Origin of the sequence: Mesorhizobium humile, assembly GCF_033977215.1 — a bacterium.
In the GTDB taxonomy this organism is placed as follows: domain Bacteria; phylum Pseudomonadota; class Alphaproteobacteria; order Rhizobiales; family Rhizobiaceae; genus Mesorhizobium; species Mesorhizobium humile.
On sequence record NZ_JAVIIV010000002.1, the window covers coordinates 34,383 to 48,536 of the forward strand.

16 protein-coding genes are annotated in these 14,154 nt (G+C 63.6%); 9 read left to right on the plus strand and 7 right to left on the minus strand.

Annotated elements, in window-relative coordinates; genetic code table 11:
• Positions 1-19: 19 nt before the first annotated feature.
• The 3 genes from tam (at position 20) to RFM52_RS03070 (ending at position 2,527) form a co-directional block, all read left to right on the plus strand.
• Positions 20-787, plus strand: coding sequence for a trans-aconitate 2-methyltransferase (gene tam, locus RFM52_RS03060; protein ID WP_320295076.1), 768 nt, complete (start codon positions 20-22; stop codon positions 785-787).
• A 135-nt stretch (positions 788-922) separates the two neighbouring features.
• Positions 923-1,219, plus strand: coding sequence for a hypothetical protein (locus RFM52_RS03065; RefSeq protein ID WP_320295077.1), 297 nt, complete (start codon positions 923-925; stop codon positions 1,217-1,219).
• Between the two features lie 186 nt (positions 1,220-1,405).
• Positions 1,406-2,527, plus strand: a complete 1,122-nt coding sequence (locus tag RFM52_RS03070) for a beta-ketoacyl-ACP synthase III (protein ID WP_320295078.1) — start codon at positions 1,406-1,408, stop codon at positions 2,525-2,527.
• Between the two features lie 7 nt (positions 2,528-2,534).
• Here the strand turns inward: RFM52_RS03070 and RFM52_RS03075 are convergent, their stop codons facing one another.
• Together RFM52_RS03075 and RFM52_RS03080 are read right to left on the minus strand one after the other, a co-directional pair.
• Positions 2,535-3,101, minus strand: coding sequence for a methyltransferase family protein (locus RFM52_RS03075; RefSeq protein ID WP_320295079.1), 567 nt, complete (start codon positions 3,099-3,101; stop codon positions 2,535-2,537).
• A gap of 154 nt (positions 3,102-3,255) precedes the next feature.
• The gene (locus RFM52_RS03080) at positions 3,256-3,681 is read right to left on the minus strand and encodes a tautomerase family protein (RefSeq protein ID WP_320295080.1); all 426 of its coding nucleotides are present in this window, start codon (positions 3,679-3,681) and stop codon (positions 3,256-3,258) included.
• Here RFM52_RS03080 and RFM52_RS03085 point away from each other — a divergent pair.
• Positions 3,671-4,420 carry a TetR/AcrR family transcriptional regulator gene (locus RFM52_RS03085; protein WP_320327832.1) on the plus strand — a complete coding sequence of 250 codons (750 nt, stop codon included), beginning with the start codon at positions 3,671-3,673 and terminating at the stop codon, positions 4,418-4,420. The genes RFM52_RS03080 and RFM52_RS03085 overlap by 11 nt on opposite strands.
• Before the next feature lie 5 nt (positions 4,421-4,425).
• Positions 4,426-5,043, plus strand: coding sequence for an MOSC domain-containing protein (locus RFM52_RS03090; protein WP_320295081.1), 618 nt, complete (start codon positions 4,426-4,428; stop codon positions 5,041-5,043).
• Between the two features lie 134 nt (positions 5,044-5,177).
• Here RFM52_RS03090 and RFM52_RS03095 read toward each other — a convergent pair whose 3' ends face one another.
• Positions 5,178-5,492: a DUF2293 domain-containing protein gene (locus RFM52_RS03095; protein ID WP_320295082.1), complete on the minus strand. Its 315-nt coding sequence runs from the start codon at positions 5,490-5,492 to the stop codon at positions 5,178-5,180.
• Positions 5,489-5,995, minus strand: a complete 507-nt coding sequence (tsaA, locus tag RFM52_RS03100; RefSeq protein ID WP_320295083.1) for a tRNA (N6-threonylcarbamoyladenosine(37)-N6)-methyltransferase TrmO — start codon at positions 5,993-5,995, stop codon at positions 5,489-5,491. The genes RFM52_RS03095 and tsaA overlap by 4 nt, the downstream gene beginning before the upstream one ends.
• 140 nt (positions 5,996-6,135) lie before the next feature.
• Here tsaA and RFM52_RS03105 point away from each other — a divergent pair, with 140 nt between their 5' ends.
• Together RFM52_RS03105 and metF are read left to right on the plus strand one after the other, a co-directional pair.
• A complete protein-coding gene (locus RFM52_RS03105) occupies positions 6,136-7,143 on the plus strand; it encodes an ArsR/SmtB family transcription factor (RefSeq protein ID WP_320295084.1) in 1,008 nt (335 codons plus the stop codon).
• A complete protein-coding gene (metF, locus tag RFM52_RS03110) occupies positions 7,143-8,060 on the plus strand; it encodes a methylenetetrahydrofolate reductase [NAD(P)H] (protein ID WP_320295085.1) in 918 nt (305 codons plus the stop codon). The genes RFM52_RS03105 and metF overlap by 1 nt, the downstream gene beginning before the upstream one ends.
• A 472-nt stretch (positions 8,061-8,532) precedes the next feature.
• Here the strand turns inward: metF and RFM52_RS03115 are convergent, their stop codons facing one another.
• Positions 8,533-9,453, minus strand: coding sequence for a DMT family transporter (locus RFM52_RS03115; protein ID WP_320295086.1), 921 nt, complete (start codon positions 9,451-9,453; stop codon positions 8,533-8,535).
• A 216-nt stretch (positions 9,454-9,669) separates the two neighbouring features.
• On the opposite strand from RFM52_RS03115, the gene RFM52_RS03120 reads away from it, so the two are divergent.
• Positions 9,670-10,890 carry an alanine racemase gene (locus RFM52_RS03120; protein WP_320295087.1) on the plus strand — a complete coding sequence of 407 codons (1,221 nt, stop codon included), beginning with the start codon at positions 9,670-9,672 and terminating at the stop codon, positions 10,888-10,890.
• Positions 10,891-10,996: 106 nt separating this feature from the next.
• Here RFM52_RS03120 and RFM52_RS03125 read toward each other — a convergent pair whose 3' ends face one another.
• Complete coding sequence (locus RFM52_RS03125; protein WP_320295088.1) at positions 10,997-11,728, minus strand: SDR family oxidoreductase; 732 nt, start codon at positions 11,726-11,728, stop codon at positions 10,997-10,999.
• 126 nt (positions 11,729-11,854) lie between these two features.
• On the opposite strand from RFM52_RS03125, the gene RFM52_RS03130 reads away from it, so the two are divergent.
• A complete protein-coding gene (locus RFM52_RS03130; protein ID WP_320295089.1) occupies positions 11,855-12,751 on the plus strand; it encodes a LysR family transcriptional regulator in 897 nt (298 codons plus the stop codon).
• Between the two features lie 85 nt (positions 12,752-12,836).
• On the opposite strand, the gene RFM52_RS03135 is transcribed toward RFM52_RS03130, so the two are convergent.
• Positions 12,837-14,015: a lytic murein transglycosylase gene (locus RFM52_RS03135; protein WP_320295090.1), complete on the minus strand. Its 1,179-nt coding sequence runs from the start codon at positions 14,013-14,015 to the stop codon at positions 12,837-12,839.
• Positions 14,016-14,154 lie beyond the last annotated feature (139 nt).

Consider the following 14,154-nt stretch of genomic DNA (forward strand, 5'->3'; position numbering starts at 1 on the left):
AACAGAGCGAGGTTCTCAGATGGCTGACTGGTCCGCCGCCCAATATCTGAAGTTCGAGGACGAGCGCACGCGGCCCGCGCGCGATCTCGTGGCGCAGGTGCCAGTCGATTTCCCGCGCCGCGTCGTCGATATCGGCTGCGGTCCGGGCAACTCGACCGAGCTTCTGGTAGAACGCTGGCCTGATGCTCAAGTCAGCGGCTTCGACACTTCGCCCGACATGATCGAGAAGGCGCGGGCGCGGCTGCCGAATGTCAATTTCGAGCTGGCGGATGCCGCCGGATGGCAACCCGAGCATCCCGTCGACGTCATCTTCGCCAATGCCGTCTTCCAGTGGCTGCCGGAGCATCCGGCGGTGTTCCAGCGGCTGATGGGGCTACTGGCGCCGGGCGGCGCCCTGGCCGTCCAGATGCCGGACAATCTCGGCGAAGCCTCGCATCAGCTGATGCGCGAGACTGCTGAGGAAGTGCCGTTTGCCGCCAAGCTCAAGGGCGCCGCGCGCGGGCCGCTGCCGCCAGTGTCGTTCTACTACGATCTTCTGTCGCCGCTCGCCGACCGGCTCGATATCTGGCACACCATCTACAACCACCCGCTGGCCGATGCCGAGGCGATCGTCGAATGGGTGAAGGCGACCGGGTTGAAGCCTTTCCTCGATCCGCTCGACGCGGATGAGAAGAAACTGTTCCTCGACAACTACACCGCCAAGATCGCCAAGGCCTATCCGAAGACGGCGAACGGCAAAGTGCTGCTGCGCTTCCCACGGATATTCATCGTCGCCAAGCGGGCTTAACCTTGGGCGCTTCCAGCGCTTGACCCCCTTGTGCCGTCATGCGCATTTCGTCCACCTGGGCGATGGCCGACCATCTGCGGTGGAGGGGGATAAGCGATGACACTGGGCAAGATAGCGCTCATAAGCAGTCTGTGTGTGGCTGCGGTACCTTGTTTTTCGATGGCGGCCGAGGCCAAGCCGGCGCGCTGCTTCACCACCGATGACGGCTATTATTCGTGCAATTACAAAGCCCTGGACGGCGAGGGCAGCTTCCGCATCTCGGCGCCGGGCTATCCCACCATCACGCTTGAAATCGACCAGCCGGGCTTTGCCTTCGGCTACGCCAGGTTCGGCAGCCGCAACCGATCGCTGCCGGGGCAGTTCGTGCGCAGCCGCGACGACGGCGCCTGCTGGAACAATCCGCAGACCAACACCAAAGTCTGTGCCTGGTGAACGCCCTCACGGATTTGTGGGGTCACGAGTTTAGGCTGGCATAAACCGGGCAAATGCGACAAGGGTTGCGCCGGGCCGGTTCCGCGCCCATCTCAAAGCCGCAAGGCCCGTGCCATTTGTTTCAACGCAATTCCGGACGGAAAACCGGTTCCCACTTTTCCTGGAATTACTCTAGACGGATTGGACATGCATCGCGTCATCATCAGCGGCATCGGCGCCGAAATCCCTGAACCCGTCATCACCAATGAAGAGCTGGTCGCAAGCTTCAACAGCTGGGTCGACACCGAGAATGCGCGGCGCGCCGACACCGGCGAACCGCTTTTGCAGAAATCGGACAGCGACTTCATCGTGCACGCCTCGGGCGTGAGGAGCCGCCATGTCGTCGAGCGCGAGGGTATCCTCGATCCGACCCGCATGTCGCCGCGCATTCCGGCACGGCCGGACGACGCGCTGTCATTGGAGGCGGAGTTCGGCATCGCCTCGGCCAGGAAGGCGCTTGCCCATGCCGGGGTCGATGGGTCGGACATCGATCTGGTGATCTGCTCGGCCTCGCACCATCAGCGGCCCTATCCGGCCATCGCCATCGAGATGCAGGAGGCGCTGGGAACCAAGGGCGCCGGCTTCGACATGGGGCTCGGCTGCTCTTCCGCCGCGGCCGCGCTGCATGTCGCCGTGAACCTGGTGAGGTCGGGGGCGCACAAGCGCATCCTGGTGTCGACGCCTGAGATCATCACCGGCCATCTCAACTTCCGTGACCGGCAGACGCATTTCATCTTCGGCGACGCTTCGGTCGCCATGATCGTCGAGGGACTGGCACAGGGCGAAAAGCGGCCGGGGCGCTTCGAGGTGCTCGACACCCGCACCTGGACGCAGATGTCAAACAACATCCGCACCAATCTCGGCTATCACACGCGCACGGCCCAGGACGATCCCTACATGATCAACCTGGAAGGCAATCTCATCAAGCAGGTCGGCAACAAGGTGTTCAAGGAAGTCACCGTCGCCGGCCAAAAATTCATCGTCGAATTCCTGGCCGAGCACGGGCTGACGCCGGAAGGCATCCGCCGCTTCTGGCTGCATCAGGCCAATGCGCGCATGAATGCGATGATCCTGAAATTGTCCTTCGGCCACGACGTCGACCATGACCGCGCGCCGATGGTGCTGGAGCGGCTCGGCAACACGGCCGGCGCCGGCGCGATCGTGGCGCTGTCGGAGAACCATGCCGACATGAAGGCCGGCGATTTCGGCCTCATCTGCGCCTTCGGCGCCGGCTATTCGATCGGCGGCGCGCTGCTGAGAATGCTGTAACCGGCGATCAGGCCGGCGCGAAGGGCACCAACATCGGCACGCGCCTGGCGTAATCGTCATAGGCCGGGCCGAGCTCGCCGCGCAGGAAGCTCTCTTCCAGCCTCGCCTTGACCACGACGCCGACGAGCAGCAGGGCGGCGCCAGCAATGCCCCAGACCGTGCCCTTGACCACCATGGTGGCAAGGATCGAGAGCAGCAGGCCAGTGTAGATCGGGTGGCGGACCAGGCCATAGGGGCCGGTATCGACCACGCGATGATCGGCCTTGGCGGTGACGTTGGCCGACCATAGCCGGCCAAGATGCAGGCGCGCCCACCAGGCGAAGGCGATGCCGACAGCGATCAGGGCGACGCAGATCCAGGCTTCGGTAAGCGTCGGCATCCAGAGCCGCAGCCGGCCGACATAGCCGTGCGCCGGCACGAACAGCAGGACGGTGCCGGCCGGCCAGAACACCCGGTATCGGGCCTCCGCCCTGAAGTCCGCGCGCTTCTGCGCCGGATCGGCCCAGGAGGCGGCGAGGATCCAGGATACCACCCAGAAGAGCCAGAGGGCGGCGATTGCGTGTCCAACCTGCATGTCCGAGCCTCAACGTCGCTCCACTATCAAGCGACGCGATGCAGCGAAGGACCAGTAAGAACCTCGTGATCGCAACAGACGCGGCCCCGGCCAAGGGCTGCGCCTCGTTGCTCGACGAGCCCGCGGTGCCCGCCCGGCAGTCTTAACGATCAGCTTACGATTGCGCCGAGGCCATCGCCGCCGCGACAAGCGCCTCCCCCGAATATTGCCGGCCGCCGATGCCCCAACCGCCGTCCGGCGCGTTGAGGATGTTGATCCAGGTGTTTTCGGGTTTGTGGCCTGGCACGCAGAGATCGGCGACGATCCTGGAGGCGGCGGTGATGAAGGCCTCGCGCGCCTCGTTGGTCGCCAGGCCTATGTTCGGCAGCTTCAATTCCACCATCACGACAGGCCGGTTGGCGCCACCGGCGTAGATGTGCTCGAGCGGCAGGACATGAACCGTTCCACCGACGATAGCGGTGAAGAATGAATTCCCCGTGGCGCCGGAGGCTTCGATGAGAGCGGCGCTGAGGCGAGGCAGGATTTCGCGCTCGCCCGCTGCGGTCAGCACGCCCTCGGGTGCGGTTACGGTGATCGGCATATTGCTCTCCTTCTGCTGCGGGTGGTTCCGCTTGTCAGGTTACGTATTGATTGTTACGTTACCTGAAAGAAGCGAGTCAATATGTTTCGTATCGATCGTTATGGAAAGTTTTGAAAAACCTCGTGGTGGCAGGCCGCGCGCGTTTGACCCGGAGGCCGCGCTCGACGCGGCCATGCTCCTATTCTGGGAGCATGGCTATGAGGCGACCTCGCTTGCCATGCTGCGCGAGGCGATGGGCCTGACGCCGCCGCAGATCTACAATGCCTTCACCGACAAGGAGACGCTGTTCCGCCGCGCCTTGGCGCGCTACCACGACAGCGAGATCGGGTTTGCCTTGGACGCGCTCAGCGCACCGGTGTCGGCTAAAGAGGCAGTGCGGCTGCTGCTGCTCGGGGCGGCGCAGTCCTATACAAGGCCCGGCAAGCCCGGCGGCTGCCTGTTCATAAGCGGTGCGTTGGCGACGTCGCCGCAAGCGCAAGGCATCGCGGATGAGCTCAAGACCTATCGCAAGGCCAGCGAGGCGGCGATTGCGGCCCGGTTGGCCAAGGGGCGAGAGGCCGGCGAACTGCCGGCCGGCCTGCCGGTGGAGCGGTTGGCCAAATATCTGACCGGCGTCATGCACGGAATGTCGATCCAGGCACGTGACGGCGCTTCGACCGACGACTTACGCGCCATGGCCGAGACCGCTCTTGCCGCATGGGCGATCGAGGTGCAAAAGGCTGCCGACACAACGGATTGACACCGATGCTGGAACTGTCGCCCGCGACTGAATCTGCCGCCGACATCGTGCCGGGCCGCAAGCTGACGGCGAAGGCAGCGGCGCTCTTTGCCGCTCCGTACGATCATTTCGAGACGAGGGCGGTCGAGCAACTGCGGCTCGGCTTCGACGGTATCGCGGGCGACTTCCATGGCGGAACAACGCGGCGCTCCGGCGGACGCGAGCCCTGGTATCCGCGCGGCACCGAGATGCGCAACGAGCGGCAATTGTCGCTCGTCGCGGCGGACGAGCTTGCCGTCGTCGCCCAGCGCATGGGGCTCGATGAGATCAAGCCGGAGTGGATCGGCGCCAATCTTGTGATCGAAGGCGTGCCGCAGCTTTCGATGCTGCCGGCCGGTTCGCTGATGTTCTTCAAGGATGGCGTGACGCTCAAGGTCGACGGGCAGAACAAGCCGTGCCGCATCGCTGGCCAGTCGATCGCCGAGCATGTCCGCGCGGCGGACCACGAGGCGACCGCGCTGCTCTTTCCAAAGATGGCGAAGCGGCTGCGTGGCCTTGTGGCCTGGGTCGAAAAGCCTGGCATCATCAGGGCCGGCGAAGAGATCTCGGTGCGGGTGCCGGAGCAGTGGATTTATCAGGCCTGAAGCCACACTGCCGAAGCAGGGGCGCCACTGGATTTATTTGGCGCGGGTCAGGGATAGCACACCACGCTCGACCAGGCCGGATCGTCATGCCTCCCAGCAGAAAGCCTATCAGACGTTCGGTGATCGGGCCGACCTCACTCGTCTTCGTCGTCTTCCTCGAGCAGGCGCGTCGCCCGCCAGCGGGTCAGCACCATATTGGTCTGCTCGATGACGAAGAAGCGCGCCGAATCCCGGTCATAGCCTTCGGCTAGAAGCTTTTCGTAGTCGGTGTGGGCGTGGCGGATATGAGCGATGGTGGCCAGCCACACCGCGATCGTCGGCGGCAGGGTCTTCATATGCACCGAACCGGCGTCGGCGCGGATCTTTTCCATGTCGGCGTAAGGAGCGAGCGGCAACAGCGCGGTCAGCGCCTTGGCGATGGCGCGGCGGCGGCCGGTGGGGGCGCTCATTTCTCGCCGCGCCCGGCGATGGTCGCTTCGGGGAAAGCGTCGGTCGAGGCATAGTAGGGCTTGATGTCGATGACCGGCGTGCCGTCGAGCACATCGATGGCGTCGATCCCGATCCGGCCGGCCTCGATGTCGAGGGCGACAAGCTTTGCCACATGCAGGCCGACAGGGTTCGGCCGGGCAGGGGAACGCAGCGAGAAAACGCCTTTCGGTTCAGCCGCATGGCGCGGTTTCTGCACAATCAGATTCCGCGGCGCATGATGGAGCCAAGACAGGATGACGATGTGGCTGGCGCGTTCCAGGTTTTGCAGCCCCGGGCGATAGGGCTCGTCGACCAGGACTGTCGCGGCCCGCCCGGTTTCGCGGGCGGCGCGCATGTTCTTTGGGCACTCCTCGCGGACCGTCCAGGGCGAGACGATGCGGCCGATGAAGACGACATGGCCGTCCGGCCGCAGTTCCGCCGGATCGGCTGCAAGAAGCGTTTCACCTTGGCGCGTTTCAAACATCCTGCTCATCCTGCGGAAAAACCGCCAGCCCGTCGCGGATCACGGCTGCGCCATTTTCTTGTCCGGAAGCGACATAGCGCTTGCCAGGGTTTCAAAATCGACATAAACATATCTTTATATCTTTCAACGAGAACCCGCTCATGCATGTCTCGCTCGACACAATGGTAGATACATTGAAGGCGGCGGCCGAATCCAGCCGGCTGCGCATCCTGGTGCTGCTTTCGCGCGGCGATCTTACCGTTTCGGACCTTACGGAGATCCTTGGACAGTCGCAGCCGCGCGTCTCGCGTCATCTGAAGCTTTTGCTCGATGCCGGGCTGATCGGCCGCTACCAGGAAGGGTCCTGGGCCTTCTTCAGGCTGACCGATACGGATAATTCGCGCGATTTCGTGCAGCGTCTGGTCTCGGCCATAAGCGAGGCCGATCCGCAGGCGGTGCGCGATCTCGAGCGGTTGGCGGCGGTGAAGCGCAAAAGGCAGGACCGAGCCGCCGAATATTTCTCCGAGAACGCCGCGAGCTGGGATCATATCCGCTCGCTGCATGTGCCGGACCGCGCGGTGGAAGCCGCGCTCATCAAGCTCGTCGGCAAGCGGCCGTTCCAGTCGATGCTCGACCTCGGCACCGGCACCGGTCGGCTGCTGGAAATCTTTTCGCCGCTCTACCGTCGCGGCGTCGGCATCGACATGTCGCGCGAGATGCTGACGGTTGCGCGCGCCAATCTCGACAAGGCAGGCGTCGCCAACGCGCAGGTGCGCCAGGGCGACATCTTCTCCCCGCCGGTCGAGCGCAACGCCTTCGACCTCGTCACCATCCACCAGGTGCTGCACTATCTCGACGATCCGGCGCGCGCCATCGCCGAAGCGGCGAGGCTGCTCAGGCCATCGGGCCGGCTGATCGTCGTCGACTTCGCGCCGCACGCGCTCGAATTCCTGCGCGACCAGCACGCCCATATGCGGCTGGGCTTCTCTGATCGGCAGATTTCCGAGTGGTTCGCGGAGGCCGGCCTCGACCTCGAGGAGAGCCAGGAATTCGAGCCGCGCGGCGGCAACGAGGCAAGGCTCACCGTCAAGCTCTGGCTCGGCCGCGACCGTCGCCTTTTGATCGCCGATCCGTCCAACGATTCCTTGCCTGTGAAGGAAACAGCCTGATGAACCAGTTCCGCTTTTCCCGCCGCCCCGACATCGGCGACAAGGTCCGGGTTTCGTTCGAATTCTTCCCACCGAAAAACGATGAGATGGAAGCGAGGCTCTGGGACACGGTCACAAGGCTGGAGCCGCTCAAGCCGAAATTCGTCTCGGTGACCTACGGCGCCGGTGGTTCGACCCGCGAGCGTACGGCGCGCACGGTCAAGCGCATCTTGAACGAGACGACGCTGACGCCGGCGGCGCATATGACCTGCGTCGATGCCGCGCGCGACCAGGTCGACACGGTCATCCGCGAATTCGCCGATATGGGCGTCAAACGCTTCGTCGCGCTGCGTGGCGATCCGGCGGCCGGGGTGGGCACGAGCTACCGCCCGCATCCCGATGGCTATGCCAATGGCGCCGAACTGGTCGGGGCGCTGAAAGGCGTCGGCGATTTCGATATCTCGGTCTCGGCCTATCCGGAAAAGCACCCGGAAAGCCCGGACTTCGCCACCGACATCGACATGCTGAAGCGCAAGGTCGACAATGGCGCGACGCGGGCGATCACCCAGTTCTTCTTCGACAACGATCTCTACGAGCGCTATGTCGAGCGGGCGCGCCGCGCCGGCATCTACATCCCGATCGTGCCGGGCATCCTGCCGGTGCATAATTTCACCCAGGTCGCCAATTTCTCGTCGCGCTGCGGGGCGCTGGTGCCGGCCTGGCTGGCCGAGCGTTTCGAGGGGCTGGAGAACGATCCGCAGACGCATGCCCTGGTGGCCTCGGCGGTCGCGGCCGAGCAGGTGCTCGACCTTGTCGAGCGCGGCGTTGGCGACTTCCATTTCTATACGATGAACCGTGCCGACCTCGTCTTTGCCGTCTGCCACATGATTGGCATCCGCTCGCATGAGGCGGAGGCGGCCGGTTCGGCCGCCGCATAAAGCGCGTCGCGCTGAAACGGATTCGGGCGACGCGCTTTAGGTCCTTTGTTGATGCATGTCGTTGTCCCAGAACCGCTGCGCACTTCTGGGCGACATGCATTAAGGCAGGCTGCAACGGAAAAGGCCGGGTAGAACCCGGCCTTTTCGAACTGTTGGACTATTCTCGGTGCTGGTCTTCCCGGCTTTGGCGGGTCAGGGAAGAACGCCTATGATAAGGGCACCGATGAATGCGAATGCGGCACAAATCATCAAAGCGTTGATCGGCCTCGTCAGTCCCATGTCATAGCCTCCTCTTCAGAGCTATGGCAGGAGTCTAGGGTCATTTGTGCCACAGGCAAGCGGAAAACGTGCTGCAATGCGACATGAATGTGGAATTTGCGACCTGCAATTCGACGTTAGCCGTTGAAACTCTTCGGCAAAAACCGGCTCCGCGGTTGTGAATAAATTGTGGCGACGGTGTGGCATGACACCGCTACCATTTGCCGAACAGCCGCCCGTCGATGGTGACTAGGCCGAGTCCGATCAGCGTCATGCCCCCGATCTCGAACATCGCCAGCCGCTCGCCGAGGAACAGGAAGCCGAGCAGCACCGCGCTGACCGGCACGACCAGGGTGACCAGCGAGGCATTGGTGGCGCCGGCCGAGACGACGAGGTTGAAATAGAGGATGTAGGCAAAGGCGGTGGAAAGCAGCGCCAGGCCCAGCACCGCGGCCCAGACGGGTGGCGAAACCGAGAAAAGCCCCGCAGGGCCATATGCAATCAGCACGACCGGGATCATGATGATGGTCGATGCGGTCAGCTGCCCGGTAGCGACGACCGGCGAAGGCACGCCCTTGAAGCGACGCGCGATCATCAGGGCGACGGCATAGGAGAGCGAAGCGCCGATCAGAGCGAACTTCGCCCACACCGGTCCGCCAAGCCCGGCAAGCAGGCCAGGGCCGATCATCACCGCCGTGCCGGCGACGCCAAGGGCGATGCCGGCCAGCTTGTTCCAGGACAGCTTCTCGTCCGTGGTGAGCGCATTGGCCAGGATCAGCGTCCAGAACGGCGTCGTCGCGTTGAGCACCGAGGCGACGCCGGCGCCAAGCTGTGTCTGGCCAGCGAAGATCAGCGAGAACGGCACGACATTGTTGGTGAGCGCCAGCAGGAAGAAGAGGCCGGCATGCGGCAAGGCGAGACGGAAGGATGGACCGCGGACCGCCAGATAGAGCTGGAGAGCTATCGCGGCGATCGCGACGCGAAACAGCACCAGTGCCAGCGGATGGATCTCGGAAACGGCAATGCGGGCAAAGAAGAACGAGCCGCCCCAGATCGCACCGAGCAGGAGAAGCTGCGCCCAATCTCTGAGCGTCATCGGTCCGCGCGTCGGCGCGGCGGCGGCCGTAATGGACATGTCCTGTTCCTCCCCGGAGCCGATCGCAACCTCAGCCCAGCAGACATCTCAACAACCGATATCGGGTTCGGCGGCAAGGGCCACCCGAAAGCTGACTGGTGGTTTAGCGTTGGCAAGAAAATGCGGCCGGCCGCGCGGGATGGCCAGACACAGAACTGTTTTCTTTGGCGGCTAGCTAGGATTAATTGTGCACGCTCCAGACCTGAGGATTCGTCCATGCAACGATTCGAAAATGCCCGTGAGGCGGCACTGGCGCTTCGTCCGGACGATCCGGTCTATTGTTTCCGGCCGCAGGTGCTGAAGGCCGATGCCTTGCAGTTCATGGGCATGTTTCCGGGCAAGACCGCTTATGCGGTGAAAACCAATGGCGAGCAGATCGTGCTGAAGACACTGGTGGAAGCTGGCGTCAGCACCTTCGACGTCGCGTCGCCCGGCGAGTTCGCGGCCGTGCGCGCTGTCTCGGCGGATGCCGAGATGCTCTACATGCACCCGGTCAAGGCGCAGTCGGACATCAAGCTGGCGCTGGAGAAATACGGCATCCGGGTGATCTCGCTCGACCATGAGGACGAGATCACCAAGCTGACGCGCGTCGTGCGGGCGCTCGATATCGACCCGGGCGCGATAACCGTCTTCGTGCGCATCCAGACCAAGGGCCACGCGGCTTACGAATTGTCGAAGAAATTCGGCGCCGGGCCCGCCAATGCCGTCGATCTCGCAGAGCGGTTGAACCGCACCGGCTACAAGGTAGGCCTCTGCTTCCATGTCGGCAGCCAGATCGAGGATCCCGACACCTATGAACGCGCGCTCGCCTCGGCCGACTGGGTGCGCAACCGCCTGACCTTCGATATTGCCGGGCTCGATGTCGGCGGCGGCTTCCCGGCCGAATACGGCCATGATCCCAACCGCAAGCACATCGAGATGCCGTCGCTTGGCCAGTTGATGTCGCGGCTTGCCGGCGACCTGAAAGAGTATCAGTTCGACCAGATGCCCCTAGTGGCCGAGCCCGGGCGCGTGATCGTGGCGCGCTGTCTTTCCCTGATTGTTCGCGTCCTGCTGCGCAAGGGCAAGCGGCTCTACATCAACGACGGCATCTGGGCGTCGCTGTCGGATTCATGGACGGGCAAGATCACCCTGCCGGCGCGCTTCATTCCCGATCCCGCGATCCGTACCCGCAACGGCGACGAGAACACCGTCGTGCCGTTCAAGGTCTGCGGCGCGACCTGCGATTCCGTCGACATCCTGTCCAGGCCGTTCTGGCTGCCGGAAACGGTCGACACTGGCGACTGGATCGAGATCGGCCATATCGGCGCTTACTCGCTGTCGCTGAGGACGCGCTTCAACGGCTTCTACCCCGACACTTTCGTCGAGGTGACGACGCCGTTCGACGAGGGTGACGCGCCGCAAGGGTTCGCGAGCCTAGAGACGATGGCGGATTAGGAGGTAGGAATTAGGCAGTAGGCAGTAGGATCGTCGATCGTCTTATCCCCGCGAATATCCCTTTGATATTTTTCTACTGCCTACTGCCTACTGCCTACTGCCTACCTTACGCCACTCCACCGCCGGCCTGGATATTCTCACCCGTCAGCCAGCGAGCTTCGTCGCTGGCCAGGAAGACTGCGACGTCCGCAACGTCGCGCGGCACGCCGATCCGTCCGAAGGGCGACATGCCGGCCGCGACGGCGCGATCCCGCTCCGGCAGCAGATCGGTATCGGTGAAACCTGGCGACAGGGCATTGACGGTGACGCCTCGCGGCCCGAGCTCGCGCGAAAGCACGCGGACGAACTGTTCCACGGCGCCTTTGCTGCCCAGGTATAGCGCCGTCTGGGTGAAGAACATCCTGGTGCCGCCGGTGGAGACGGCGATGATGCGGCCGCCGTCACGGACACGTTTGGCCGCTTCCTGAAGCGTGAAGAAGGTTCCCTTGGCGTTGGTGCCGAAGACGAGGTCGAAATCATCTTCCGTCGCCTCGGCGAGTGGCTTGATGACGGCAACGCCAACATTGGCCACGACGATGTCGATCGCGCCGAACTGGCTTTCGGTCTCGTCGAACAGGCGGCGGACATCGGCAGGGACGGAAATATCGGCTTGAATGGCAACTGCCTTGCCACCCTTGCCGGTGATGGCTGCCACAACTTCGTCCGCTGCATTCTTGTTGCCGACATAGTTGACGGCGACGGCAGCACCCTTTTCTGCGAGTCCTTCGGCAATGGCGCGGCCAATACCGCGCGAACTGCCGGTGACGATTGCGGTTTTGCCTTGCAGCGACTGAGACATGATCGTTTCCTCAACCATTCAGGCCGCGTCGATTTATGTGACGGGCGGATGATTGAGAAATAGCGGCATGCTATTGATCAGATAATAGCCTATTATCCGAGCGGCCTGTTAATTCAGAGATACATAATGCGCGGGTCCGAATTTACGGAGTTCAAGGCATTTTCGGCGATCGTGGAGGAGGGTAGCTTCGTTCGCGCTGCAGCACGGCTGCGGGTGTCGCCGCCGGCGCTCAGCCAGACGATCCGACAGTTGGAGGCGCGTGTCGGCGTGCGGCTGCTCAACCGCACGACACGCAGCGTTTCGCCGACGGCGGCCGGCGAAACGCTGTTTTCCCGTCTTGCGGTCGTGTTCGGTGAGCTGGAAGGCGCCGTCGCTGAACTCCAGGCTGGGCGAGACCGGCCGGCAGGCGCGCTGCGCATCAATGTCTCGCGCGTCGCCGCAATGCGGTTCGTAGCGCCGATACTCGGCGATTTCCAACGCGCCTATCCTGATATCGCCTTGACGGTCATCATCGACGATGTGCTGACCGACATTGTCGAAGGGCGGTTCGATGCCGGCATCCGGCTTGGCGAGCGGCTGGAACAGGACATGGTCGCCGTCAAGCTCAGCGATGAGTTGCAGATGGCAGCAGTGGCTGCTCCGGCCTATCTCAAGGATCGGGCGATCCCGCGCCAGCCACAGGACCTTCACCAGCACCGCTGCATCAATTTCCAGTGGCCAGGCGGTGGCGATATCTACCGGTGGGAGTTCTCCCGCGGCAAGCGTTCACTGGAAATCGCCGTCAAGGGAAGTCTTATCGTCAATGATACGGAGCTGTTGCTCAATGCCGCGCTAGACGGGGCGGGGGTGGCCTACATGATCGACTATCAGGTCCAGCCGTGGATCGAGCAGGGCCGACTGGTCCGGTTCCTGGAAGCGTGGTCGCCCCGCTTTCCCGGCTTCTACCTCTACCATCCAAGCCGAAGGCATGTGCCGCCGGCGCTGCGGGCGTTCATCGATTTCGTGCTGAAGAAGAGGGAGTAGGGAGTAGGGAGTAGGGAGTAGGGAGTAGGGAGTAGGCTTACACCTCTTCACTACTGACTACTGACTACTCACTACCGACTATCCACTACAGCTTGGCGAGCAATTCAGGCGTCGGCCAGCCATCGACCGGCAGGCCAAGCCGCATCTGCTCCTTGCGGACTGCCTCGCGCGTGTTGGTGCCCAGGATGCCGTCGACGGTGCCGACGTCGTAACCCTTGGCCTCGAGCTTGGTCTGCAGCGCCTTCATCTGGTCGCCGCTCAGGCCTTGCTCGGGCGTACGCGGATCGAATTGCGGCGCGCCGGCGAGGCGGGTGGCAAGCACGGCCGCGGTCAGCGCATAGGTGAAGGACTGGTTCCACTCGAGATAGACGTCGAAATTGTCGTAGGTCAGGAAGGCCGGGCCCTTGCGGCCCATCGGCAGCGCCAGGCCGGCTTTCAGGCCATTGTCGATGAGCGGGTTGCCATTGGGTTCGGTGACCCCCCATTGCGCCCACTGCGACAACGGCAGCTTGTTGGTGCGGCCGGTCTGGTCCCATGGCATCTCGTCGGGGACGCGCACTTCCTGGACCCAGGGCTGGTCGCGCTTCCAGCCGCGCGACATGATCTTGTTGGCGGTCGTCATGATGACGTCCGGCACGCTGTTCCTCAGATCGACCTTGCCGTCGCCATCGCCGTCGACGCCTTCGGCCAGATAGTCGGTCGGCAGGATCTGCGTCTGGCCGATCTCGCCGGCCCAGGCGCCCTTGACGTCGGCCGGCAGCACACCGCGGTCGATGAGGGTGAGCAACGGCACCAATTGCTGCCGGAACAACTGAGGCCTGCGGCAATCATGCGAGAGCGTCACCAGTGCATTCAGCGTATGGAAATCGCCCTGCACGGCGCCGAAGTCGGTCTCCAGCCCCCAGAAGGCGGCGATGATGGCCGGCTGTACGCCGAACTCCTTGTCGGCGCGGTCAAAGACGTCGGCATATTTCTTCAGATTGGCCGTGCCCTGCTTCAGGCGGTACGCCGAAATCATGCGGTCGGAGAATTCGGTGAAAGTCTGGGTGAATACGCCTTGGGCGCGGTCGCGCGCCAGCGCCCGCTCGTCGATGGTGGCGTCCTCCAGCGCGTCGAGGCCGACGGCGCCGACGCCGGCCGCCTTGGCTTCGGCTGCCACGCCCTGCTTCCAGGCCTCGAAATCGCCGCCGCATTCCTGCGCCGCGGCGGGCAGCGCAAGCACGCCGACAAAAAGCGCCGCGAGGATTTCAACGCGCAATCGCATCGCTTTCCTTTCGAGACCGGCGCATGGCCCCATCGTGACCCCGAAAGGATCGGAAAGGCGCATGCGAGGATTTCAAAGTTCAGGAGCCGCGCCAGGCACTCGCACGAGCGCGCCGCTCCAGATTACCAGCGGTTGCATG

What these genes read in the sequence shown, in the direction of transcription:
- tam (WP_320295076.1), top strand. Translation starts at nt 20, where the DNA reads ATGGCTGACTGGTCCGCCGCCCAATATCTGAAGTTCGAGGACGAGCGC.
- RFM52_RS03070 (WP_320295078.1), top strand. Translation starts at nt 1,406, where the DNA reads ATGCATCGCGTCATCATCAGCGGCATCGGCGCCGAAATCCCTGAACCC.
- RFM52_RS03075 (WP_320295079.1), bottom strand. Translation starts at nt 3,101, where the DNA reads ATGCAGGTTGGACACGCAATCGCCGCCCTCTGGCTCTTCTGGGTGGTA.
- RFM52_RS03080 (WP_320295080.1), bottom strand. Translation starts at nt 3,681, where the DNA reads ATGCCGATCACCGTAACCGCACCCGAGGGCGTGCTGACCGCAGCGGGC.
- RFM52_RS03090 (WP_320295081.1), top strand. Translation starts at nt 4,426, where the DNA reads ATGCTGGAACTGTCGCCCGCGACTGAATCTGCCGCCGACATCGTGCCG.
- RFM52_RS03095 (WP_320295082.1), bottom strand. Translation starts at nt 5,492, where the DNA reads ATGAGCGCCCCCACCGGCCGCCGCCGCGCCATCGCCAAGGCGCTGACC.
- tsaA (WP_320295083.1), bottom strand. Translation starts at nt 5,995, where the DNA reads ATGTTTGAAACGCGCCAAGGTGAAACGCTTCTTGCAGCCGATCCGGCG.
- RFM52_RS03105 (WP_320295084.1), top strand. Translation starts at nt 6,136, where the DNA reads ATGCATGTCTCGCTCGACACAATGGTAGATACATTGAAGGCGGCGGCC.
- metF (WP_320295085.1), top strand. Translation starts at nt 7,143, where the DNA reads ATGAACCAGTTCCGCTTTTCCCGCCGCCCCGACATCGGCGACAAGGTC.
- RFM52_RS03115 (WP_320295086.1), bottom strand. Translation starts at nt 9,453, where the DNA reads ATGTCCATTACGGCCGCCGCCGCGCCGACGCGCGGACCGATGACGCTC.
- RFM52_RS03120 (WP_320295087.1), top strand. Translation starts at nt 9,670, where the DNA reads ATGCAACGATTCGAAAATGCCCGTGAGGCGGCACTGGCGCTTCGTCCG.
- RFM52_RS03125 (WP_320295088.1), bottom strand. Translation starts at nt 11,728, where the DNA reads ATGTCTCAGTCGCTGCAAGGCAAAACCGCAATCGTCACCGGCAGTTCG.
- RFM52_RS03130 (WP_320295089.1), top strand. Translation starts at nt 11,855, where the DNA reads ATGCGCGGGTCCGAATTTACGGAGTTCAAGGCATTTTCGGCGATCGTG.
- RFM52_RS03135 (WP_320295090.1), bottom strand. Translation starts at nt 14,015, where the DNA reads ATGCGATTGCGCGTTGAAATCCTCGCGGCGCTTTTTGTCGGCGTGCTT.